The organism is Sinorhizobium alkalisoli (assembly GCF_008932245.1).
GTDB lineage: Bacteria > Pseudomonadota > Alphaproteobacteria > Rhizobiales > Rhizobiaceae > Sinorhizobium > Sinorhizobium alkalisoli.
The window spans coordinates 296691-319104 of the sequence record NZ_CP034909.1 but is presented as its reverse complement, the minus strand read 5'-3'; the positions used below and the strand labels follow the sequence as shown (position 1 = coordinate 319104).

General features: G+C 61.8%; 17 protein-coding genes. 7 read left to right on the top strand and 10 right to left on the bottom strand.

What is annotated here, in order from left to right; all coding sequences use genetic code 11:
- Positions 1-332: 332 nt before the first annotated feature.
- Positions 333-2285: an acetoacetate--CoA ligase gene (locus EKH55_RS01490; RefSeq protein WP_151610849.1), complete on the bottom strand. Its 1953-nt coding sequence runs from the start codon at positions 2283-2285 to the stop codon at positions 333-335.
- Positions 2286-2458: 173 nt separating this feature from the next.
- Here EKH55_RS01490 and EKH55_RS01485 point away from each other — a divergent pair, with 173 nt between their 5' ends.
- A complete protein-coding gene (locus EKH55_RS01485) occupies positions 2459-4282 on the top strand; it encodes an AsmA family protein (protein WP_192803731.1) in 1824 nt (607 codons plus the stop codon).
- Between the two features lie 10 nt (positions 4283-4292).
- Here the strand turns inward: EKH55_RS01485 and EKH55_RS01480 are convergent, their stop codons facing one another.
- From EKH55_RS01480 to EKH55_RS01460, 5 genes are all read right to left on the bottom strand, one after another.
- Entirely contained in the window at positions 4293-5114 is an 822-nt protein-coding gene (locus tag EKH55_RS01480; protein ID WP_151610847.1) for an ABC transporter permease subunit, read from the bottom strand.
- Between the two features lie 3 nt (positions 5115-5117).
- Positions 5118-6029, bottom strand: coding sequence for an ABC transporter permease subunit (locus tag EKH55_RS01475; RefSeq protein ID WP_069459447.1), 912 nt, complete (start codon positions 6027-6029; stop codon positions 5118-5120).
- 4 nt (positions 6030-6033) lie between these two features.
- Positions 6034-7176 (bottom strand): ABC transporter ATP-binding protein, encoded by a 1143-nt coding sequence (locus tag EKH55_RS01470; RefSeq protein ID WP_069459448.1) that lies wholly within the window; start codon positions 7174-7176, stop codon positions 6034-6036.
- Between the two features lie 138 nt (positions 7177-7314).
- Complete coding sequence (locus tag EKH55_RS01465) at positions 7315-8409, bottom strand: polyamine ABC transporter substrate-binding protein (protein ID WP_069459449.1); 1095 nt, start codon at positions 8407-8409, stop codon at positions 7315-7317.
- 275 nt (positions 8410-8684) lie between these two features.
- The gene (locus EKH55_RS01460) at positions 8685-10094 is read right to left on the bottom strand and encodes a helix-turn-helix domain-containing protein (RefSeq protein ID WP_151610846.1); all 1410 of its coding nucleotides are present in this window, start codon (positions 10092-10094) and stop codon (positions 8685-8687) included.
- A gap of 228 nt (positions 10095-10322) precedes the next feature.
- Here EKH55_RS01460 and aceA point away from each other — a divergent pair, with 228 nt between their 5' ends.
- Together aceA and EKH55_RS01450 are read left to right on the top strand one after the other, a co-directional pair.
- Positions 10323-11612, top strand: coding sequence for an isocitrate lyase (gene aceA / locus EKH55_RS01455; RefSeq protein ID WP_151610845.1), 1290 nt, complete (start codon positions 10323-10325; stop codon positions 11610-11612).
- A 120-nt stretch (positions 11613-11732) separates the two neighbouring features.
- A complete protein-coding gene (locus tag EKH55_RS01450; RefSeq protein WP_069459452.1) occupies positions 11733-11972 on the top strand; it encodes an SMc00767 family acetate metabolism repressor in 240 nt (79 codons plus the stop codon).
- A 187-nt stretch (positions 11973-12159) separates the two neighbouring features.
- On the opposite strand, the gene EKH55_RS01445 is transcribed toward EKH55_RS01450, so the two are convergent.
- Positions 12160-13035 (bottom strand): LysR family transcriptional regulator, encoded by an 876-nt coding sequence (locus tag EKH55_RS01445; RefSeq protein WP_151610844.1) that lies wholly within the window; start codon positions 13033-13035, stop codon positions 12160-12162.
- 88 nt (positions 13036-13123) lie between these two features.
- On the opposite strand from EKH55_RS01445, the gene EKH55_RS01440 reads away from it, so the two are divergent.
- Positions 13124-13366: a hypothetical protein gene (locus tag EKH55_RS01440; protein ID WP_151610843.1), complete on the top strand. Its 243-nt coding sequence runs from the start codon at positions 13124-13126 to the stop codon at positions 13364-13366.
- A 99-nt stretch (positions 13367-13465) separates the two neighbouring features.
- Here EKH55_RS01440 and EKH55_RS01435 read toward each other — a convergent pair whose 3' ends face one another.
- From EKH55_RS01435 to EKH55_RS01430, 3 genes are all read right to left on the bottom strand, one after another.
- Entirely contained in the window at positions 13466-15991 is a 2526-nt protein-coding gene (locus tag EKH55_RS01435; RefSeq protein WP_151610842.1) for a methyl-accepting chemotaxis protein, read from the bottom strand.
- A gap of 332 nt (positions 15992-16323) precedes the next feature.
- Complete coding sequence (locus EKH55_RS29275; RefSeq protein ID WP_165614727.1) at positions 16324-16464, bottom strand: hypothetical protein; 141 nt, start codon at positions 16462-16464, stop codon at positions 16324-16326.
- Between the two features lie 192 nt (positions 16465-16656).
- Positions 16657-17841, bottom strand: a complete 1185-nt coding sequence (locus tag EKH55_RS01430) for a BaiN/RdsA family NAD(P)/FAD-dependent oxidoreductase (protein WP_069459982.1) — start codon at positions 17839-17841, stop codon at positions 16657-16659.
- Between the two features lie 214 nt (positions 17842-18055).
- On the opposite strand from EKH55_RS01430, the gene EKH55_RS01425 reads away from it, so the two are divergent.
- From EKH55_RS01425 to zwf, 3 genes are all read left to right on the top strand, one after another.
- A complete protein-coding gene (locus EKH55_RS01425) occupies positions 18056-19492 on the top strand; it encodes a glutamine synthetase family protein (protein ID WP_069459456.1) in 1437 nt (478 codons plus the stop codon).
- A 16-nt stretch (positions 19493-19508) separates the two neighbouring features.
- Entirely contained in the window at positions 19509-20795 is a 1287-nt protein-coding gene (locus tag EKH55_RS01420; RefSeq protein ID WP_151610841.1) for an NAD(P)/FAD-dependent oxidoreductase, read from the top strand.
- A 141-nt stretch (positions 20796-20936) separates the two neighbouring features.
- The gene (zwf, locus tag EKH55_RS01415) at positions 20937-22412 is read left to right on the top strand and encodes a glucose-6-phosphate dehydrogenase (RefSeq protein WP_069459458.1); all 1476 of its coding nucleotides are present in this window, start codon (positions 20937-20939) and stop codon (positions 22410-22412) included.
- The last annotated feature ends 2 nt before the right edge of the window (positions 22413-22414 follow it).

Below are 22414 nucleotides of genomic sequence, written 5' to 3'. Positions count from 1 at the left end.
TAACCAACAAATGCTCGAGAACTCGCGACGTCATGTCGGCGGCAGCATCTCTGCTGCGGTACCGTGCCCGGGGTCGGTCGGCCTCAAGTTAACGAGACCTTGCGCTGCCAAATCCTAACAGAACCTTACTTCCCGATCCGAAAATTTTAGGGAATGATATGCAACTCAACGCTGTTGGTTAATTTCGCAGGCGCAAGAAAGTTAACGGTCGTCCGTCACGTTTCGGCGCGCATGCCGTATCGGAATAGACCACCATTGTGCCGGCTCGGCGCAACCAAAAAATCATCGTCAAGCCATAATCAACTGCCGATAGAAAAATCACGGTCACCGGCTTAGCTCCTCAAAGCATCCAGTCCCGCGAAGAGATCGAGGGCCTCGGGATTCGCCAGCGCCTCCTTGTTCTTGACGGGACGGCCATGCACAACGTCGCGGACGGCCAGTTCGACGATTTTGCCGGATTTGGTGCGCGGAATATCGGCGACGGCAATGACCTTCGCCGGCACGTGCCGCGGCGAAGCGCCCCTGCGGATGCGGTTCTTGATCGCCTGCGTCAGTTCATCGGTCAGTTCGACACCCGGCGCCAAGCGAACGAAAAGGATGACGCGTACGTCGTCCTGCCAATCCTGGCCAATGCAGAGCGCCTCGGCGACTTCCGGCATCAGTTCGACCTGGTTATAGATCTCCGCCGTACCGATGCGCACGCCGCCCGGGTTGAGCGTCGCGTCCGATCGACCGTGAATGATGATGCCGCCATGTGGGGTCCATTCTGCAAAGTCGCCATGGCACCAGACATTTTCGAACCGCTCGAAATAGGCCGCCCGGTACTTGGCGCCGTCTGGGTCGTTCCAGAACTTCACGGGCATCGACGGGAATGCCTTGGCGCAGACGAGTTCGCCCTTCTCTCCGCGGACCGGCTTGCCCTCATCGTTCCAGACGTCGACCGCGAGGCCGAGGCCGGGGCCCTGGATTTCGCCGCGCCAGACGGGCTTCAACGGGTTACCAAGGACGAAGCAGGAAACGATATCGGTGCCGCCGGAAATGGAGGCGAGCTGGACATCGGACTTGACGCCTTCATAGACGAAGGAGAACCCCTCGGGTGACAGCGGCGAGCCGGTCGAGGTGATGAGGCGCAGGGTGGACAGATCGTGGGTTTCCACCGGCTTGAAGCCGCCTTTACGAACCGCGTCGATGTACTTCGCCGACGTGCCGAAGACGGCAAAGCGCTCCTCGGCCGCATAGTCGAAGAGCACGTTGCCGTCCGGATAGAAGGGCGAACCATCATAAAGGCAGAGGGTCGCGCCGACTGCCAGACCGGACGCCAGCCAGTTCCACATCATCCATCCGCAGGTGGTGAAGTAGAAGAGTCTCTCGCCGGGCACAAGTCCGCAATGGAAGCGATGTTCCTTGAGGTGTTGGAGCAGCGTTCCGCCGGCGGAATGCACGATGCATTTCGGCACGCCGGTGGTGCCGGAGGAGAAAAGGATGTAGAGCGGATGGGCAAAGGGCAATCGCTCGAAGGCGAGCGGTTTTGCCTCGAGGCCGGCAATGAAATCCGCAAGGGCGATGCCGCCCGTGATTGATGAGGCCAGCGCGGCGCTGTCGCCCGCATAGGGAACGATCAGCGTCGGCACGCCGAGGCTCTTTGCAATGGCGCGCACCTTGGCGTCGACGTCCTGGCGTTTGCCGTTGTACCAGTAGCCGTCGCAGGCGATGAACAGCTTCGGACCGATCTGGCCGAAGCGGTCGAGCACGCCCTGCTCGCCGAAATCGGGCGAACAGGACGACCAGATGGCGCCGACGGAGGCCGTGGCCAGCATCAGCGCGATCGTCTCCGGCAGGTTCGGCATCATCGCGGCGACGCGGTCGCCGACCCCGATGCCTTGCGCCTTGAACGCCTGCTGCAGCCGCGATACCAGACGCAGCAGTTCGTCCCAGGAGAGCCGGTAGCGGACCTTATCCTCGCCGCGGAAAATCAGGGCATCATCGTTGCCGCTGCCGCGCAGCAGGTTTTCGGCGAAATTGAGTTCTGCATCGGGAAAAAAGCGCGCCTCCAGCATCTGATCGCCATTGGCGAGCGCCGTCTCGCCGCGCTCGCCGAGGACGCCGCAGTGCTCCCATAGGCCGCTCCAGAAATAGCCGCGCTCAGCTACGGACCAGTCGTGAAAGGCGTCGTAATCGGAGAACGTCCGGCCGAAGCGCCGGCCGCACCAGGCGATGAACTCAGCCATCGGGCTTCGCTCGAGCGTCTCGGCATCCGGGACCCACAAAGGACGATCTGTGTTCATGTATTCCTCCTCTCCCTGTTTCTGCTTCTATATCATGCTGCAATGCAAGATAAACAGCATGCCCCGGTCCCCGAGGCGACGACGACGACATTTTTCGGCCGGGCGCATTTGCTTTATGCAAATCATCGGCCTATCCAGACGGTGTCATGCGGGGCGACGGCAAACGGAGCAACATGAAAAGACATATCCTGAGGGCATCGGGCGCCTTGAGGCATCGGCTGCGCGGCCGTCATATCGCCTGGTCGGCCGCGGCCGGAGTTGCTCTCGCCATAGGCTATAACGCGGCGGTCCCCCTGCTCGTGTCGAACACGGACGCGCGCGCGACGATGGAGCGGATGCTCGACGGCTGGTCGGGCGGCAAGACCACGATCGGCGGCGAGCCGGAAATCCGGTTCTGGCCGGAGCCCTTGGTGACGCTGCCTTCCGTGAAGATCGTGTCGCGCGGGCCGGAGCCGCACCTGCTTGCGCAAATCGACCGCATCACAGCCTCATTCAGCCTGATCTCGGCGCTTCGCGGCGAGTCTGCGCTCGACGACATCACGCTTGTCGCGCCGCTCATCACGATCGAGCGCCGCGCAGACGGCACGCTCAATTGGCAACGGCCGCATTGGCTGATCGCCCCAGAGGCCGCAACGCAGGAGGATGACAGCCCTTTCGGCGACATCGCCGTCGAAAACGGGCGGCTGCGCATATCGGACGCGTTTTCCGGCAACGGCGACGGCATCGATCTTTCCGGCATCGCCGGCACGGTCAAGTGGCCTTCCTATGGCGATCGGCTAAGCGCACAATTCTCGACGATGCTTGGCGGACAGCAGGTCGCCTGGGCATTCGTCTGCGACCGTCCGCTCGACCTTTTTGCCAGGCGAAATACGCCCGTCAAAACGTCGATCACGTCGGCACAACTCACCCTGTCATTCGAAGGCATCGGTCATCTTTCCCTCACGCCGTTTGCCTCCGGCCACCTGCAACTTTCCGCGCCCTCGCTTGGGACACTCGTGGCCTGGTATCGCGGATCGGCGGACATGGTGCTGCCGCCGGCCGGTTTCAGCATCGATGCCAAGGTGACGACGGGCGGAAAATCGATCAAGCTGGACGAACTGCAACTGACGATGGGTGACGCGGCCGCCACAGGCGTCCTCGACGTCGCACTTCCGGGCGGCGGGTCGCCGCACATCGCAGGAACCCTCGCCTTCGATCGCATCGACTTCAACGGTCTGCCGGCCTCCATGCCCGCTCGGCCCGAGCGAAGCGACCGGCTGTGGCAGATGGCGGAAATCTATATCAATGGCTGGCGCACGGACCTTCGCATTTCAGCCCAGGACGTGCTCCTCGGACCGCTGCATTTGGAAGATGTCGCCACCGGTGTGATGGTCGACGGCGGCCGGGCTTCGCTCGACATAGGCGACAGCACCTATGCTGGCGGCCGTCTGTCGGGCCGCGTGCAGCTCTCCACGAAGGGCTTGGAACATGGCGGTCGGCTGCAGGTCACGCTCAAGAATGCCGACTTCGCCGCCGTGTTCGCCGACTTCGGCCTGAAAGGTCCAATACCCGTGGGCAATGGGATCCTGAACCTGGATGTCGCTTCCGAGCGAGCCTTCTGGGAAACCGCGACCGGAGACCTCTCGGGTCGCCTCACCTACAGGCTCAGGAACGGCAGTCTGGTCGGCTTCGACGTGCATGCCTTTACCGACCTCGTCCGCAAGGGCGAATTTTTCTCGCTGTCACAGGCAAGCGACGCCACGTTCGACTTCCAGACCGCCGATTTCGAAGCGACTTTCGCCGACGGCACGGCACGTCTCGATCGGGCGCGCTTCGTCAGCCCATCCGGCACAATGTCCGTGACCGGCATGATACCCTATCGCAACGGCAGCCTGGCTTTTGCCGGAGCACTCGAAGACGCCAGCGCCGCCGACGATCAGCCTCTGCGCTTCTTCGTCGGCGGGTCATGGCCGAACGCCGTGGTCACGCCCCTCTCGGTCCTCGTCGGGCCGAATTGAACGCCCTCAATCAGCCGCTCACCGCGAAGGCTGCGCGCTCATCCCTCTCCCGCTGAATTTCCCGGCGCCTCGTGACAGCCGAGGCAATGACCACACCGAGGGCGACGATGCCAATGAGGATCGTGCAGATGGCGTTTATCTCCGGCGTCACGCCGAGGCGCACCTGGCTGTAGATCTTCATCGGCAGGGTCGTGGCGCCCGGTCCCGTCGTGAAGCTCGCAATAACGAGGTCGTCGAGCGAAAGGGTGAAGGCCAGCACCCAACCGGAAAAGACCGCCGGCGCAATGACCGGCAGGGTGATGGCAAAAAATGCCCTGATCGGGGTGGCCCCGAGATCCAGCGCCGCCTCCTCGATCGACCGGTCGAAGCTCAACAGCCGCGACTGAACGACAACGGCAACGAAGCACATTGTAAAAGTGATGTGCGCAAGCGTGATCGTCCAGAAACCCCGGTCTAGCCCGATCGCCACGAAAAGCAAGAGCAGCGACAGGCCGGTGATCACCTCCGGCATCACCAGCGGCGCATAGACCATGCCGGAAAAGAGCACGCGCCCACGGAAGCGCAAATAGCGCACCAGCGTCAGAGCCGCCATCGTGCCGAGAACCGTTGCGACGGTCGCCGATAGCAGCGCCACCCGGATGGTGACCCAGGCGGCATCCAGAAGTCCCCTGTTGTACCAGAGCTGCGTGTACCACTTGGTGGAAAAGCCGGCCCATACCGTGACGAGCCTCGACTCGTTGAAAGAGAAAATTACCAGGAGGACGATCGGCAAGTAGAGGAAACCGAAGCCGAGAACGACTGAGGCGATGTTGAAGCGGGACCACCTGACCATCGTTCACCTCTCCTCGCCGTCGGCCCGGGACTGGACATTCTGGAAATAGACAATCGGAATGACCAGGATCAGGAGCAGGATCGTCGCCACGGCGGACGATACCGGCCAATCGCGGTTGGCATTGAATTCGTTCCAGAGCGTCTTGCCGATCATCAGCGTTTCCGATCCGCCGAGCAGGTCCGGAATGACAAACTCGCCGACGGCCGGGATGAAGACCAGCAGGCAGCCCGCGATGACCCCTGGCAGGGATAGCGGAAAGGTCACACGCCAGAATGCGGCGGTCGGCGTGCAGCCGAGATCCTGGGCCGCTTCGATCAACGCGTGATCCATCTTCTCGAGCGCCGAGTAGATCGGCAGAACCATGAAGGGCAGATAGGAATAGACAATGCCGATATAGACTGCGGCGTTGGTGTTGAGGATGATCAGCGGCTGGTCGATGAGGCCGGTTGCGATCAGGAACTGGTTCAGCAGTCCCTCGGGCTTCAATATCGCGATCCAGGCATAGACGCGGATAAGAAAGCTCGTCCAGAACGGCAGGATCACCATCATCAAGAGCATCGGTCGCATCGATCGCGGCGCCTTCGCCATGCCGTAAGCGATCGGATAGCCGATCAGCAACGTGAGCACAGTGGAGACGGTGGCAATGACGATGCTCGATACATAGGCATTGAAGTAGAGAGCGTCCTCCGTCAGCCAGACATAATTATCCGCCGAGAACTCGCGCATGCTTTCGAGAATGCCCGACAGCCCTTCGGCAAGATTGAAGACTGGCGTGTAGGGAGGCATGGCGATCGCGGTCTGCGACAGCGAGATGCGAAAGACGATGAAGAAAGGGATGAGAAAGAAGAACAACAACCAGGCATAGGGAATGATGATTACCAGGCGGCTGACCAGGCTCGAGGCAATTTTCGCCATGGCTTCAATCCTTCAGCACGACGCCGGCGTCGTCACCGAACGAGATCCAGACCTCCTGGTCGTAGCCGAGCGGATCCTCGACTGCGCGCACGGCGTTGAGCGTCGAAGCCTTGATGACCTGTCCGTTCTTCAGCCGGATGTGAAAGACGGTCATGTCGCCGAGATAGCCGATATCCCAGATTTCACCCGCGGCCGTATTCATGGGTGCATGGGCGGGCGTCTGGCGGCCGATTCTGATCTTCTCCGGACGAATGGCGACGGCCACCCGCGTGCCCTTCGCGAACCCGTCCGGTGACATCATCCGGATCGGAATGCCGCCGGTCGTTTCGAGCTGGACAAAGCCCGCCTCGGCTCCCGTGAGGGCGCCGTCGAAAATGTTCACATCGCCGATGAAGTCGGCGACGAACCGCGAGTTCGGCGCCTCATAAATCTCCGCAGGCGTCGCCACCTGGACGACCGTGCCATGGCTCATGACGGCGATACGATCGGCCATGGTCATGGCCTCCTCCTGGTCATGGGTGACGACTACGAAGGTGAGGCCGAGTTCCTGCTGCAAATCCATCAGCTCGAACTGGGTCTCCTCGCGCAGCTTCTTATCGAGGGCACCGAGCGGCTCGTCGAGCAGCAGCACCTTCGGCCGCTTGGCAAGCGAGCGGGCGAGCGCCACCCGCTGGCGCTGCCCGCCGGAAAGCTGGTGCGGCTTGCGTTTGGCAAATTTCTCAAGCTTCACGAGCTTCAGCATCTGCTGGACGCGCTCGGCCATGTCCGCCTTCGGCATGCCGTCCTGCTTCAGGCCGAAAGCGATGTTGTTCTCCACCGTCATGTGCGGAAACAGCGCATAGGACTGAAACATCATGTTGACGGGCCGCCGGTAGGGCGGGATGCCCGCGAGGTTCTGGCCATCGAGGATGATCTCGCCCGAAGTTGGCTGCTCGAACCCGGCAAGCATGCGCAAGAGTGTCGACTTTCCGCAACCCGAGGCGCCAAGCAACGCGAAGAACTCGCGCGTGTAGATGTTCAGCGAAAGATCGTCGACGGCGGTGAAATCGCCGAATCTCTTGGTTACGTTCCTGAACGAAATGAATGGTTTGGACGCCGGATCCGTCCAGGGGGCGAAGGCCCGCCGTATACTGCCGAGAGACTTCATCATCTATCCCCGATGCCACAGCCGATGGACCCGGCACGGCAACCGACGCCCATTTCTCTGGTGGGCCGAAACACCATACATGTTTGATCGGCCCACAAAAAATCGCCCGGATCGAGGTCCGGGCAATTCCTTCCACGCCTATTGGCCGGTCACGATCTTCGTCCAGAGTCGCGTGAGCACTCTCTGCTCCCGTGGCTCGAACGGCGTCACCGTGAAAAGCTTCTGCATGACCGCGTCCGACGGGTAGATGGCGGTGTCCTCGAGCACGTCCTTGTCGAGGAACTGCTGCGACGCCTTGTTGCCATTGGCATAGAAGACGTAGTTCGAGGCCTTGGCGATGACCTCGGGCTTCATCAGATAGTTAATGAACTCGTGGGCCTCGTCGACATGCGGCGCATCGGCGGGGATCGCCAGCATGTCGAACCACATCTGCGCTCCCTGCTCGGGGATCGAATAGTCGACGCTCACGCCGGCATTCGCCTCGGCCGCGCGATCGCGCGCCTGGAAGATGTCACCGGAGAAGCCGACTGCCAGGCAAATGTCGCCATTGGCCAGCGCATTGATATATTCCGCCGAATGGAACTTGCGGATATAGGGGCGGACCTTCATCAGTACCTCGGCCGCCTTTTCGAGATCGGCCTGTTCATGGCTGTCCGGATCAAGGCCAAGATAGGCGAGTGCCGAAGGTATGATGTCGGTCGGCGAATCGAGCAGGTGGATACCGCAGTCCTTGAACTTGGCGGCGACCTCCGGGTCGAAGATGACGTCCCAGTTCGGCTTCTCGTCAGCACCAAGGATTTCCTTCATCTTGTCGACATTGTAGCCGATTCCGGTGGTGCCCCACATGTAGTCGACGGCATATTCGTTGCCTGGATCGTACTTGGCTGTACGCTCCATGATCATGTCCCACATGTTCGACAGGTTCGGCAGCTTCGACTTGTCGAGCTTTTGGAACACGCCCGCAGCGATCTGGCGCTGCAGGAAGTATGCGGACGGCACCACGACGTCGTAGCCGGAGCCGCCGGCAAGCAGCTTCGTTTCGAGGATTTCGTTGGAGTCGAAGACGTCATAGACGACCTTGATCCCGGTCTCCTTCGTGAAGTCCTCGAGGATGCTGTCGTCGATATAGTCCGACCAGTTATAGACGTTGACGACCCGCTCCTGTGCCGATGCAAGCGTCGCCGAGCCCGCCAACAAAGCGGCTGCCAAAGTTGCGACGATGAGTTTGGACATGAAACTCCCCTCTTGTTGTCAGGTCGGGGCAAATCTTTACCCGTGCGGTCATGCCCCGTCCGTTGTTCGTTGCGGTGCCGAGGTTAGGCATGTTTCGCAATAACCTCAAGCGCTTTCGCGCCGGAAAAGGCGAGTATTGCGGCGCGCTCGCGTTTCGCCAAGCATGAGCAAAATCGAGCACTTAACAGACGATGCCGCCCACGCCGCTGCCGCCGGGACGGGGCGCGGTTTCGTCGGCGCGGCAAAGCCCTGCTGCCGCCGAAACGGCCCAGCGCCTACTGAAAATCGAAGACACTCAAACCCGCCGTCATTTCGTCAAGGCCAAGCGGTCGCGTCACGGGCGGCTCGGCTCGGGCGAGACATCCCTGCCGCTCACAAAGGCGACAGGCCGGCCCCACGGCGATTGCGGGCATGCGCGCAGCACCATAGACGGTGTCATCGGCAAACCCGGCCTCGCAGCCGATCAGTAGAGCGGTGCGCCTGACCCGCTCCTCATAGCTCGCCTGCGGACCGTCTACCGTGCGGGCAATCACCAGGAAGGCACCGCCGTCGGGCATTTCAACGCGGTCGACGAGAATCTGGCCGGGGACGGCGAAGGCGGCATGGACATTTAGCTTGGGACAGGCGCCGCCGAAGCGGGCATGGGGGAAACCCTGCGCTCCCGCCCGGCGCAAACGGTGGCCGGCATTGTCCATCTCCATCAGGAAGAAAGGCACACCGGCCGCACCGGGCCGCTGCAGCATGGTCAGGCGGTTGGCGGCCTGCTCGAAGGAGACCTGGAAGCGGGCTCTCAGGATGTCGATGTCATATTTCGCGCGAAGCGCCGCAGCGTGAAAGGCGGCGTAAGGCATCATCAACGCGTGGGCGGCATAGCGCGCGAGTTCGAAGCGACCGATGCGCCGGGCCTCGGCGGTCGCCAGGCGGAACTGTTCAAGCTCCGCCACGATCGCCTCATGGCAGGCGATCGATGCCACCTCCATGGCGACCTCACGCGCCTGGTCGAAAGGTGACAGGCGTTCGGAGATAAAGAGCCGCATCGAGTGGCGGTCGAAGCGGCGGCGCAGGTTCGGCATGACATGCAGCGGCAGCGTGCGCACGGCCAGGCCGTGCTCCTTCTTCAACCAGGCCTTCAGCGCCCCGGCCAGATCGTCGCCCGCCGAGAGGGTCGCATGGAATGCTTCTACCGCCTCCTCGATCCGCGCGAAATGATTGGGCCGTGCCTCGAACGCCTCTCTGACCTCGTCGATCGGCAGCCGCGTGTCCGAGACTGCCGCCATGTGGCCCTGCCCGGCCAGCACTGCCGCCAGGTCCTTGAGCCGCGAGGCCTGTTCGCGATAGGCGCGATAGAGCTTGACGACGCCGCCCGCGACATTCGGAGCCGCCTCGGTGACCTCGATCAGTTCCTGGTCTCCGGGGAGTTCGCCGGTCAGCAACGGATCGGCGAAAACCTCGCGCAATTGCTGCAGGCTCCCGCCGGCCTCGCCCTGCAACTCGTCGAGATCGACCTTGTAAACCGAAGCCAGCCTCAACAGAAGCTGCACCGTCAGCGGCCGCTGATTGCGCTCGATCAGGTTCAGATAGGAGGGGGAGATGCCGAGCGCTTCCGCCATCGCCGTTTGCGTCAACTGCATGCCGTTGCGAATTCGCCTGACGCGTGGCCCCGCAAAGATCTTGTTCTCGGCCATTTGTAACTCCATTGACAAGTCGGCAGGCAGACGCTCTTTTACATTTTTTACATTTTTACTTCAGCTCACTGTCAAACTCAAGACAAAGTAACCCTTTTGAATCCGCAAGTCTCTCGATTTTCGTGGCGTCATTCCGCAGCGCAATGTAAAAACTGTCATATGAACTTACGGAGTGGAAGCGCCGTGAGACTAAAGTCGAAGAGCTATCGATTTCATCAGGAGGCAAGAATGACTGATTTTTACAAACTCGTTCCGAGTGCACCGCAAGGACGTTTCGACGGTGTTGAACGCCCCTATTCGGCGCAAGACGTGCAGCGGCTCCGCGGCTCGGTCGAGCTTCGGTATTCGCTTGCCGAAATGGGCGCGAACCGCCTTTGGAAGCTCATCCACGAGGAAGATTTCGTCAATGCTCTCGGCGCGCTTTCGGGCAACCAGGCCATGCAGATGGTCCGCGCCGGACTGAAGGCGATCTACCTCTCCGGCTGGCAAGTCGCTGCCGATTCCAACACCGCCTCTGCCATGTATCCGGACCAGTCGCTCTATCCGGCCAATGCTGCGCCGGAACTCGCAAAACGCATCAACCGGACGCTGCAGCGCGCCGACCAGATCGAGACCGCCGAAGGCAAGGGACTTTCGGTCGACACCTGGTTCGCCCCGATCGTCGCCGATGCGGAGGCAGGCTTCGGCGGGCCGCTCAATGCCTTCGAGATCATGAAGGCATTCATCGAAGCGGGTGCGGCAGGCGTCCACTATGAGGACCAGCTCGCGTCCGAGAAGAAATGCGGCCATCTCGGCGGCAAAGTGCTGATCCCGACCGCGGCGCATATCCGCAATCTGAATGCCGCCCGGCTTGCTGCCGATGTCATGGGCGTGCCGACGCTGGTCATCGCCCGCACGGACGCGGAAGCGGCAAAGCTGCTCACTTCGGATATCGACGAGCGTGACCGGCCCTTCGTCGATTACGACGCCGGCCGCACGGTCGAGGGCTTCTATCAGGTGAAGAACGGACTTGAGTCCTGCATCGCGCGGGCGATCGCCTATGCGCCGCATTGCGACCTCATCTGGTGCGAGACCTCGAAGCCGGATCTCGAGCAGGCGCGCAAATTCGCCGAGGGCGTGCACAAGGCGCATCCGGGTAAGCTGCTTGCCTATAATTGCTCGCCGTCGTTCAATTGGAAGAAGAACCTGGACGATGCGACGATCGCCAAGTTCCAGCGGGAGCTCGGCGCAATGGGCTACAAGTTCCAGTTCATCACGCTCGCCGGCTTCCATCAGCTGAACTACGGCATGTTCGAACTCGCCCGCGGCTACAAGGAACGGCAGATGGCCGCCTATTCGGAATTGCAGGAGGCGGAATTCGCGGCCGAGGTCAACGGCTACACCGCGACCAAGCATCAGCGCGAAGTCGGCACCGGCTATTTCGACGCGGTGTCGCTGGCGATCACCGGCGGCCAATCGTCGACAACCGCCATGAAGGAATCGACCGAGCACGACCAGTTCCGCCCGGCGGCAGAATGACGGAGGCGAGGCGCGCGCATTCCCTGCCCCTCGCGCGCCTCGCAGGATGCATCGAACCGAAGCGGGACGGCACCGAAATGCCCCCCGCATCCGGTTCCAACCCCTAAGAGGAGAACTCCAATGACAGTCCAGACACGCGTCAAGGAACGGGCCGAGGAACAATCATCGGCCATGACAACAGAACAGCAGGCCGCAATCCGCATGGTCGCCAATGATCTGCATCGGCTTAACCAAGCCGTCATGAAGGCGGTCGACGCAGGCGTCTCGGTCGAACTCGTACGCTCGGCACGCCATCACGGCGGCGACGGCAACTGGGGCGATCTGCTGATCCCCGTCATCGTCACCCAAGGGCGGGCGTGATGATCGCGGTTTCCGCGGCGACCGCCATCCTGCTCGGCGCCGGGCTGTGGACGCACTTCCGGCCGATGCTGGTTCCAGTATCCGTGGTGGAACCCTCCCGGACCGGCGCGCGGCGCTGATGCAATCCCCGGGGATCGGCCGGCGCCAGGCCGGCCGATCCCCATCAACATCCAAGCGATGCTGCGGCTCAGGCGGCGTTCCGCCGCGGCCGTTTTCCGGCAAAAAGATCAGCGTGGCTGCGCAAGAGCCGCGTCATTCGGTCCACGACAGCTCGAATGTCCCGCCTGTGGCGATCCTCGTTGTTCATTACGATCCACTGCCGGTGTCGGAGCAACGCGATCTCCTCGCCCGCCCGCTGCAGCAGCGGATCGAGATCGCCGACGAAACAGGGCAGCACCGCCGTCCCCGCCCCGGCGCGGGCAAGGTCGAGCAGGGAACGCGGGCGCGTTACCGTCGCGACGATCCGGCCTGTCGCCTGTTCGTGCGGCCAACGCAAATAGGCCGAACGCGCTTCCTCTTCGCCGACGGCCAGCCAGCGTTCCACGGTGCCCGGCGCGTTTCTCTGCCGATAGGCGGCATAGGCGACTTCGCCGATTAGCCGTGACGCGAGATAGGCTTCCTCCGGCTCGAAGGCGCGAATGCCGATGTCGCTCTCGCGATAGGCGAGGCTCACCCGCGCTTCGCCTGTCGAAAGCGCAATATTGAAGGAATCGCGCTCGGTACAGATCGCCGGAAAATTCTCCGCGACCAGCCACGAGACCCATGTCCCCGCCGCGACGCGGATGGTTACGGCCCCGTCGCCCTGCTCCTGCCAATTCTCCACCTTGCGGGCCGCCGCTTCCATCTCGCGCAGTTGCTCGAACAGAACGCGGCCGTCGGAAGTCAGTGTGTAACCCGTCTGGCTGCGGACGAAGAGCGCCCGGCCGGTGCGCTCCTCCAGTTCCAGCATGCGGCGGCCGATGGTTGCGGCGCTCAGGCCCATCGCCTGCGCCGCTCCCGTCAAACCGCCGCCGCGCACCACGGTCATGAAACAGCGGTAGATGTCCCAATCCATGTTTTTCATCAGTGAAAAACATAAGCGGAATTCGACTGTATGTAAAACAGTCCGAGATGCATAAAAGAAGGGATGCTTGCAGACAAGGAGCATCACCATGGACATGATGGCAATGGCTTTTCTATTCGACATGGCGTCGAGAAACCGGCGCCGCCTCGATCAACGCTTTGATATCCAGTCGCCCGCGTGCAAGGAGACTTTCGCGGAGAACATGCTTTCGGCACTGTTCCGCAGACGCCGCCGGAGGATATTCCGCAAGAACAGCGGCGGCGCGCACGGCGCTGTAGAAATCGAGGGAAAACCCTGCGCGGCGGAGCGATACAGCAGGTGCCTTGACTGAAGGGACTGCCACTCTGCTTCCAATCCATAACCAAATAGTTGACGCCGCGCATTTGCAAATGCGCGGCGTCCAGTCTGCTATTTGGTAAGGCGGCTCAAATCAGGCGGCGCGATAAACCTCGCCCGCTCCGCTCTCCCGCTCCAACCGAAACTGCTCGACCAGCATCATCAGCGTATCGGCTTGGCTGGCCAAGGCCCGGCTGGTCGCGGTCGCTTCCTCCACCATCAGGGCATTCTGCTGGGTCATCTGGTCCATCTGGTTGACGGAGTCGTTGACCTCGTTCAGCGCCGTCGCTTGGTCGCGGCTGGCGGTAGCGATCATCTCTACGTGCTGACTGACGGTTACGATCTCGGCGCTGATCGAAGCAAGCACGGCTCCCGTCTCCTTGACGAGCAGCGAGCCGGAATTGACCTCCTGGGTCGACTTGTTGATGAGGTCCTTGATCTCGTGCGCCGCCTCAGCCGAGCGCTGCGCCAGTTCGCGCACCTCCTGCGCAACGACTGCAAAGCCCTTGCCCGCTTCGCCCGCACGCGCCGCCTCGATGCCGGCATTGAGCGCCAGGAGATTGGTCTGGAAGGCGATGTCGTCAATCACTTCGATGATCTGCTCGATCTTGCGCGAGGCGTCTTCGATGCGACCCATGGCGGCGATCGCATTCGTGACGACGGTTGCCGAACTGTCGGCACTTTTCTTGGTCTGCGACACGGCCTGGTTCGCCTCGTGCGCACGCTCGGCGGAAGAGCGCACGGTCACGGTGATCTGGTCGACGGCCGCGGCGGTCTGCTCGAGAGAGGCCGCCTGCGCCTCCGTGCGTTTCGAGAGCGAATCGGCCGAATGGTGCATGCCGGCTCCGCTCTGCTGGATTGCCTGGGCATTGGCGCGAATCTGCGCCAACGTGTCCTGCAGCCGGATGAGTGATCCGTTGAAATCAATCCGCAACTGCTCGAGCCGGCCGTTGAAGGGTACCTCAATCTGCTGCGAGAGATCGCCTTGCGCCAGGCGCCCGAGGCCCGCCGCGAGTTCATTGACCGCCAGGTCGATCTGGCGGTCGAGTTCCCGCTTCTCCGCGTCGTTGCGGCTGCGCTCGGCCTCGGCGCGGGCGCGCTGTTCGACGCTCTCGGCCTCGATGCGGACCTTCGACAGGGCATTCTCTTTGAAGACCCCAAGGGCACGCGCCATGTCGCCGATCTCGTCGCGTCGACCATCGCCGTCGATCGCCGTATCGAGCCGGCCGTCGGCAAGGCGTCGCATGGCCGCCGTGATCTGGCCGATCGGCCGCTTCAGCGTCAACGTCAGGGCAACGCCAGCTAGCAGCGCTATCACGACGCCGGCAATGGTGGCTCCAACGGAAATCTGATTGGCTTCCTTGCGTTCCGTGCCGGCGGCAACCTTTTGCTGCTCGGCAAAGCCGGTCAGGTCATTCCAGATCTCATCGATCGATGCGCCGGCCGCGTTGAACTCGGTGTTCCGCTTGCCGGTTATCTCGACCAGTTCGACACCATCCCTCTTCATTGCATTGATGAGCGGAACGATTGCATCTGCCAAGGCGTCGAACGAACTCGCGTCCTTTGAGATGCCGCGCAAAGTCGTCAAGTTCGTCTGCACGGCCAGGAACTTGTCCAAGAGCGCCTTGCGGTTCTCCTCGCTCGTCTTGCCGAGGAATGCGGCCGCAGATATCTGAATGTCCGTAAGCGATGTGGATAGCCGGCGCATCGCCGTCAAGATCGATTCAGTGCTGGCAATCTTGCCGTCTAGCTGACTGAATATCTGCGTCGCCTCGCGCATCTTGCCGACGGCAGCGGCTTCGAGCCGGAAGCTCGCGTTGCGGAAGCGGTCGATATATTTGGAGAGACCAGCAAGTGTTTCGGGCCCGGCGGGCGCTCTGATGATAGCACCGATCGCCCCTGAAGCCGAATTGACCGTCTCGGAGAGAGATTTCTCCTCCTTCGGCAGAAGCGCGAAGATGTCGCGCTGCGTACGGCCGATCATCGGAAAGCGTTCTTGGGCGACCTTCAGCTTGTCCTCGACGGTTATCGCGCCGCTGACTTCGGTGGCGAATTCGCTATAGAAGCGGCTCGCGCGCAGGAGCTTTTCGGCGTTGCGCAGCATGGTTTTCGCCGCATTCTCGTCCTTGCGCACCGCATATTGCAGTTCATTGGTCTGTTCGCTGATCTTCATCTGCTCGGCGGCCAGCTTTTCCAGATTGGTCCGCGTCGCCAGGCGGAGCTGCTGCTCGCTCTCGTGCAAGGTCCAAAGGCCATCGATACGGGTCTCGATCTCGCTCGTAGCGGCCGTCGCATCAGCGAGTTCCCGTTCGCCGCTTGCCCCCGCCACATGGGCGGCCGTCGCAGCCAGCACATTCTTCTGCGCGGCAATCGTCTCCTTCACCGCCTGGCGGCTCTCCTCGGTTGTCTCATGCAGGAACTGGTTCATTCCCGCGTAGACATCCTTGAAGCCGCTCAAGGTCTGCAGGACGCTGTTCGAGATTTCCATGCGTCCCTGCAGCAGTCCCGAGGCATAGAGGCCGGTGAGGCCGACGGCGGAGATGCTGACGACGAAAGGCAGGATGAAGAACAGAACCTTCGTCTGAATCTTGAAACGGGCAAGAATCCTGTCAATGAGCATGAAATACCTCGGCTCCCTGCCTGCGTTTCGCCTCCCCCAGCGACCTAAAGCCCCCGACCCGGCTCGCGCCAGCACCGTTGAGACTGCAGCTTGGATGTCACCCGATGCGGAAACAGGCTGATGTATTTTGAAGGTCATTGCGGCGCACGCCGCCAGCCCGCCGGCAATCATTGCGGGGCCGCACTGCCTGTCGGCAGCAGGGACCCTGCGGACTCACGTTGCGCCCATATTCGGGCGCAACCATTAAAATTCCTATAAGCGCAGCGAGCCCCAGATTGGTGGCCGATGGTCGTGAGCGCCGTCAGTGCGCCTGCACGGCAGGAACGCGCGCGTCAGAACGAGAGAAAACCGGCGACGACTGCGATCGCGAAGAGAGTGAGAAACGCAGCGAAGGCGATCAGTTCCGCTTCGGAGCGGCTTTCCCCGGTCCGGGCAATAGCGATGGCGCGGGAGCGGCGGCGTTGCTTGTCCATGGCATCCTGTCCTCGACACTTGGCTGGCAGGCCCCGGCCTGCCATGCGCTGCATGGTGCAAGCATCCTGCTGCTGAGGAACGTTCAGTTTGCGAGCCATTCCGCCAGTGCGGTCTTTGCAACCATGAAAACGAGGTTCGGCCATTTCCATTAACAATGGCTGAAGAAGCAAATCACCCTTTTGTAGCGGTCGTTACACCGCTTGACCAGCAGCAAAGCCGGATGCCCAGGCCCATTGAAAATTATAGCCGCCAAGCCAGCCGGTCACGTCCACGCATTCGCCGATGAAGTAGAGCCCGGGCACGTCTCGTGCCTGCATCGACTTTGAATCGAGCGCACGGGTATCGATACCACCGAGCGTCACTTCGGCGGTGCGGTAACCCTCGGACCCGGCGGGCTTCAACGTCCATGCCTGGATGGAGGTCGCCAGCGCCTCGATCGCCCGGTCGGAGAGATCGGCAAGCAGCCGCCCGGTGAGCCTTGCCTCCTCGGCAAAGAAGTGCGCGAGGCGCCGCGGCAGGATCTCGGCGAGCGCCGTTTGCGGCGCCTGCCGCCCGTTCGTGCGACGCATTGCCTTGAGGATCCCGGCAATATTGACCTCTGGCATCAGCTTGAGGACGATTTCCGCGCCTTCCCGCCAATAGGAGGAAATCTGCAGGATGGCTGGTCCGCTCAAACCCCGGTGCGTGACGAGTACCGCCTCGCGAAAGGCGGCCTGACCGAAACGCACCTCGGCATCGGCTGCGACGCCGGCGAGAACCCCAAGCTTTTCGAGGTGCGCTTGGTCGAGCGTCAGGGGCACCAGCGCCGGCCGCGTCTCGACGACAGGCAGCCCGAACTGCTCGGCGATACGATAGGCCAGACCCGTCGCGCCCATCTTCGGGATGGACTTTCCGCCGCTCGCGACAACCAGCGAATCCGTTTCGACCGTCCCGGTGCTCGTGGTCACCCGAAAGCCCGAGACGATCCGCTCGACGGCGGAGATCGCCGTTTCGAGCCTCAACGCCGCACCTGCCTGCTTCATCTCGGCAAGCAGCATGCGGACGATGTTCCTGGCCGAATGATCGCAGAAGAGCTGTCCCAGCGTCTTCTCGTGCCAGGCAATTCCGTGCCGTTCGACGAGCGCCACGAAATCCTGCGGGCGATAGCGCGCGAGCGCCGACTTGCAAAAATGCGGATTGTCGGAAAGGAAGTTCTTCGGCCCTGCATGAATATTGGTGAAGTTGCAGCGGCCGCCGCCGGAGATCCGTATCTTCTCGCCCGGAGCCTTCCCGTGGTCGAGCACGAGAACGCGCCGTCCGCGCTTTGCCGCCTCGATCGCGCACATCATGCCGGCGGCGCCGGCTCCAATGATCACCACGTCCTGCTTCTCGGCCACGCAATAGCTCTCCACGTTTCCGCCTTCCTTCCCGGCGGCCCGCCAAATGTCAATTCCCAACGCCTTCGGGGAGCTCGGGGCGGGCAAAATTCGCTGACGCAATTTCGGGTGCCGCAGGCTCTGCCGCCATTCAATTTCGATTTGAGAAAACATGCAGTAGCCAATCGGCAAACTGCGGCTATGATGCGCTATCCGAAGCCAAATCCGGTGATTTATGTCTTCCAAGAGAAGTGTTGCCCAGCAGACAGCAAAGGTCAGCGAAAGTTCGAAGATACCTCTTGACCTGAATTCAGCCCGCGGCGTGAAGACCTGGCGGGACGCGGTCGAGTGGCTCAAGATCCGTCGCATCGAAGACATCGAATGCATCACCCCCGACCTTGCCGGCGTGCCACGCGGCAAGATGATGCCGACCTCGAAGTTTACCTCCAATACCTCGCTTGCACTGCCTTCGGCGATCTACCGCCACACGATTTCCGGCGAATATCCCGATGAGACCGGCCAATTCCGCTACGATTCGCGCGATAGCGACATCAAGCTGGTGCCGGATCTTTCGACGCTTTCCATCGTTCCCTGGGAAACAGATCCGACGGCGCAGGTGATCTGCGACATCGTCGGCTCGCAGGGCGAACAGATCAGCTATACGCCGCGCAATGTCCTGAAGCGCGTCGTCGAGCTTTACCGCAAGAGGGGCTGGAGAGCGGTCGTCGCCCCCGAGATCGAATTCTACCTCGTCGCTCAGAACGACGATCCGGACTATCCGCTGCGCCCTCCGAAGGGCCGCTCCGGCCGTTCCATTCTCGGCGGCCAGGGCTATTCGATCGCCGGGATCAACGAGTTCGACGAACTGATCGACGACATCTACCATTTTTCGGAAAAGCAAGGCCTCGAGATCGATACGCTCATCCATGAAGAGGGACCGGCTCAGCTCGAGATCAATCTCAGGCATGGTGACCCGATCGAACTTGCCGACCAGGTCTTCCTGTTCAAGCGCACGATCCGCGAAGCGGCGCTGAAGCACGGCATCTATGCCACCTTCATGGCCAAGCCGATGCAGGGTCAGCCGGGCTCGGCCATGCACATCCACCAGTCGGTGGTCGAAATCGCCACCGGGCGCAACATCTTCTCCAACCCGGACGGCTCGCCCTCCAAGGAATTCTTCGCCTTTGTCGGCGGCATGCAGCATTATGTGCCGAGGACATTGTCGATGATGGCTCCCTATGTGAACTCCTACAGGCGTCTGACCCCGGACATGGCGGCGCCGGTGAACACTGCCTGGGGCTACGACAACCGGACGACGGCCTTCCGCATTCCGGTTTCGGATCCGGCCGCCCGTCGCATCGAGAACCGCCTGCCGAGTTCCGATGCCAATCCCTATCTGGCGCTCGCTGCCTCGCTCGGCTGCGGCTATCTCGGCATCGTCGAGAACCTTGAGCCGACGCCACCCACGGAGGACACCGCCAACGAGGGAGAGATCGACCTGCCGCGCGGGCTGCTCGAGGCGGTGTCGCTGCTCGAATCCGCACCCTCGCTCGCCGACGTCTTCAGTGCCGAATTCATCGCCATCTATGCCGGCGTGAAGCGCGGCGAATTCGAGACCTTCATGCAGGTCATCAGCCCTTGGGAACGTGAATTCCTGCTCCTGAACGTCTGACCCGGAAGGCCTCCCCATGAGTTGGCAAAGCCCGATCTCGCCCGGAATCTCCTGGTATGAGGCAAGCGTGCCCGAACGGCCTTTCTATCCGCCGATGGCCGGCTCGCGCAAAGCCGACGTCGCGGTCATCGGCGGCGGCTATACCGGCCTGCAAGCGGCCTACAACCTTGCGAAAGAGGGTGTCGACGTCACCTTGATCGACGCCTGTCGCTTCGGCGATGGCGCTTCGGGTCGCAATGGCGGCCAGTTCGGCACTGGCCAGCGCGCCTGGGCGGAGGATCTCGAGGAGGTCGTCGGCCGCGAACGGGCACAGCTGCTCTTCGACATGGCGGAAAACGCCAAACGATACCTGCTGGATTTCGCACGGGAACACGCGATCGACATGGAGTTCGTACCCGGCCAGCTCTCGGTCAGCCACAAGGAGAGTCTCGAAAAGGAGTACCGCCGCCATGTCGAGGTAATGGCCGAACGCTTCGGCTATCCGCATCTCTCTTTCATGGATCGCGAGGAAACCGCGGGCCGCCTCGGCTCGTCACATTACCGCTTCGGCATTCGCGACGCCGGTACCGGCCACATCCATCCGATGAAGCTCCTGGTCGGACTGGCGAAACAGGCAGCCCTTGCCGGCGCCAATATCTTCGAGCAGACGAAAGCTCTGAAGATCGATGGGAAAGGCGGCGCGGTCCGGATCGAGACGGAGCGGGGCACCATCACGGCGGACCGGGCGCTGATCGCCTGTAACGCCCATATCGGCAATCTCGAGCCGGTGACGGCGAGTCATATCATGCCGATCCGCTCCTTCATCGGCGCAACGACCGTCCTTACGGGGCGCCCCGGCATTCTTCCGGGCGGCGAATCCGTCGACGATTCGCGCTTCGTCGTGCGTTATTTCCGCAAGTCGAAGGACGGACGGCTGCTGTTCGGCGGCCGGGAAGCCTACACGGCCGACAATCCGCGCGACATTTCGAGCCATATCCGACGCCAGATTCGGGAGATCTACCCGGCGCTCGCCGATATCGAGATCACCCATGCCTGGGGCGGCACTGTCGGCATCACCATGCCGCGACAGCCCTTCTGCCGCGAGGTCATGCCGGGTGTCGTGACGATCGGCGGCTATTCTGGTCACGGCGTTATGCTCTCCAACTTTTGCGGCAAGCTTTATGCGGACCTGACGCTCGGAAGAGACACCCCGCTCGATCTCCTCAAGGATTTGAAAATACCGGCTTTTCCGGGCGGAACCCGATTCCGGTCAGCCCTCCTGTTCCTGGCCCTCAGCTGGTACGCCCTGCGTGACCGGCTTTGAAGAATTGATCGGTAGACCGTAATCCGGGCACAGGAGAAGAGCGGCAGAAAATGCAGTGCGAAGTTTTATTGCGTTGCACCCTAGCGCTTTTAAATCGATTAGATTATACCTGTCCTGACCTCAACGAGATCGAGTTATCCCATGAGCAGCCAGATCATTCCCGTCGAACCGTTTGATTATGTCGTCTTCGGGGGAACCGGCGATCTTGCCGAGCGCAAGCTGCTGCCGGCACTTTACCACCGTCAGATGGAGGGCCAACTGACGGAGCCTACCCGCATCATCGGCGCCTCGCGCGCGGCCCTTTCCCATGACGAGTATCGCAGATTCGCAACCGACGCGCTGAAGGAACATCTGAAGCCGGGCGAGTTCGATGAAGTGGAAGTGGCCAAGTTCACGGGCCGCATCTTCTACGTTTCGGTCGATGCCAAGTCGGAGCAGGGCTGGGACGACCTCAAGAAGATTCTCGATGAGGGCCGGGACCGCATCCGCGCCTTCTATCTCGCCGTCGGCCCCGCAATCTTTGGCGATATTTCCGAGCGAATCCGCGATCACAAGCTGATCACCAAGAACACCCGCATCGTCGTCGAGAAGCCGATCGGACGCGACCTCGCCTCGGCGAACGAACTGAACGACACGATCGGCAAGGTTTTCCGCGAGGAACAGATCTTCCGCATCGATCACTATCTCGGCAAGGAGACGGTGCAGAATCTGATGGCGCTGCGTTTCGCCAATGCGCTCTACGAGCCCTTGTGGAACTCGGCCCATATCGATCATGTGCAGATCACCGTCTCGGAATCGGTCGGCCTCGAAAATCGCGCCGGCTATTACGACAAGGCCGGCGCGCTGCGCGACATGGTGCAGAATCACATTCTCCAGCTCGTCTGCTTCGTGGCGATGGAAGTCCCCACTTCGATGGATGCTGAGGCGGTGCGCGACGAGAAACTGAAGGTGCTGCGCGCGCTGAAGCCGATCACCGGCGCCAGTGTCGAGCAGGTGACCGTACGCGGCCAATATCGTGCCGGCGCATCGGCCGGCGGCCCGGTGAAGGGCTATCTCGAGGAGTTGGAAGGCGGCATTTCCAACACAGAGACATTCGTCGCGATCAAGGCCGAGATCAGCAATTGGCGCTGGGCAGGCGTACCCTTCTACATCCGCACCGGCAAGCGCATGGCGGGCCGCATGTCGGAGATCGTCATTACATTCAAGCAGATTCCGCACTCGATCTTCGACCAAAGCGCTGGCCGCATCTCCGCCAACCAGTTGATGATCCGTCTGCAGCCGAACGAGGGCGTAAAGCAATCGCTGATGATCAAGGATCCCGGTCCCGGCGGCATGCGGCTCAGGAACGTGCCGCTCGACATGAGCTTTGCCGAAGCCTTCGATGTGCGTAACGCCGATGCCTATGAGCGGCTGCTGCTCGACGTCATCCGCAACAACCAGACGCTCTTCGTGCGCCGCGACGAGGTGGAGGCGGCATGGCAATGGATCGACCCGATCCTGAAGGCCTGGGAAACGACGGGGCAACAGGTGCAGGGCTACACGGCGGGCACCTGGGGACCGAGCCAGTCGATTGCGCTGATCGAGCGCGACGGCCGCACCTGGAATGATACGATCTAGGA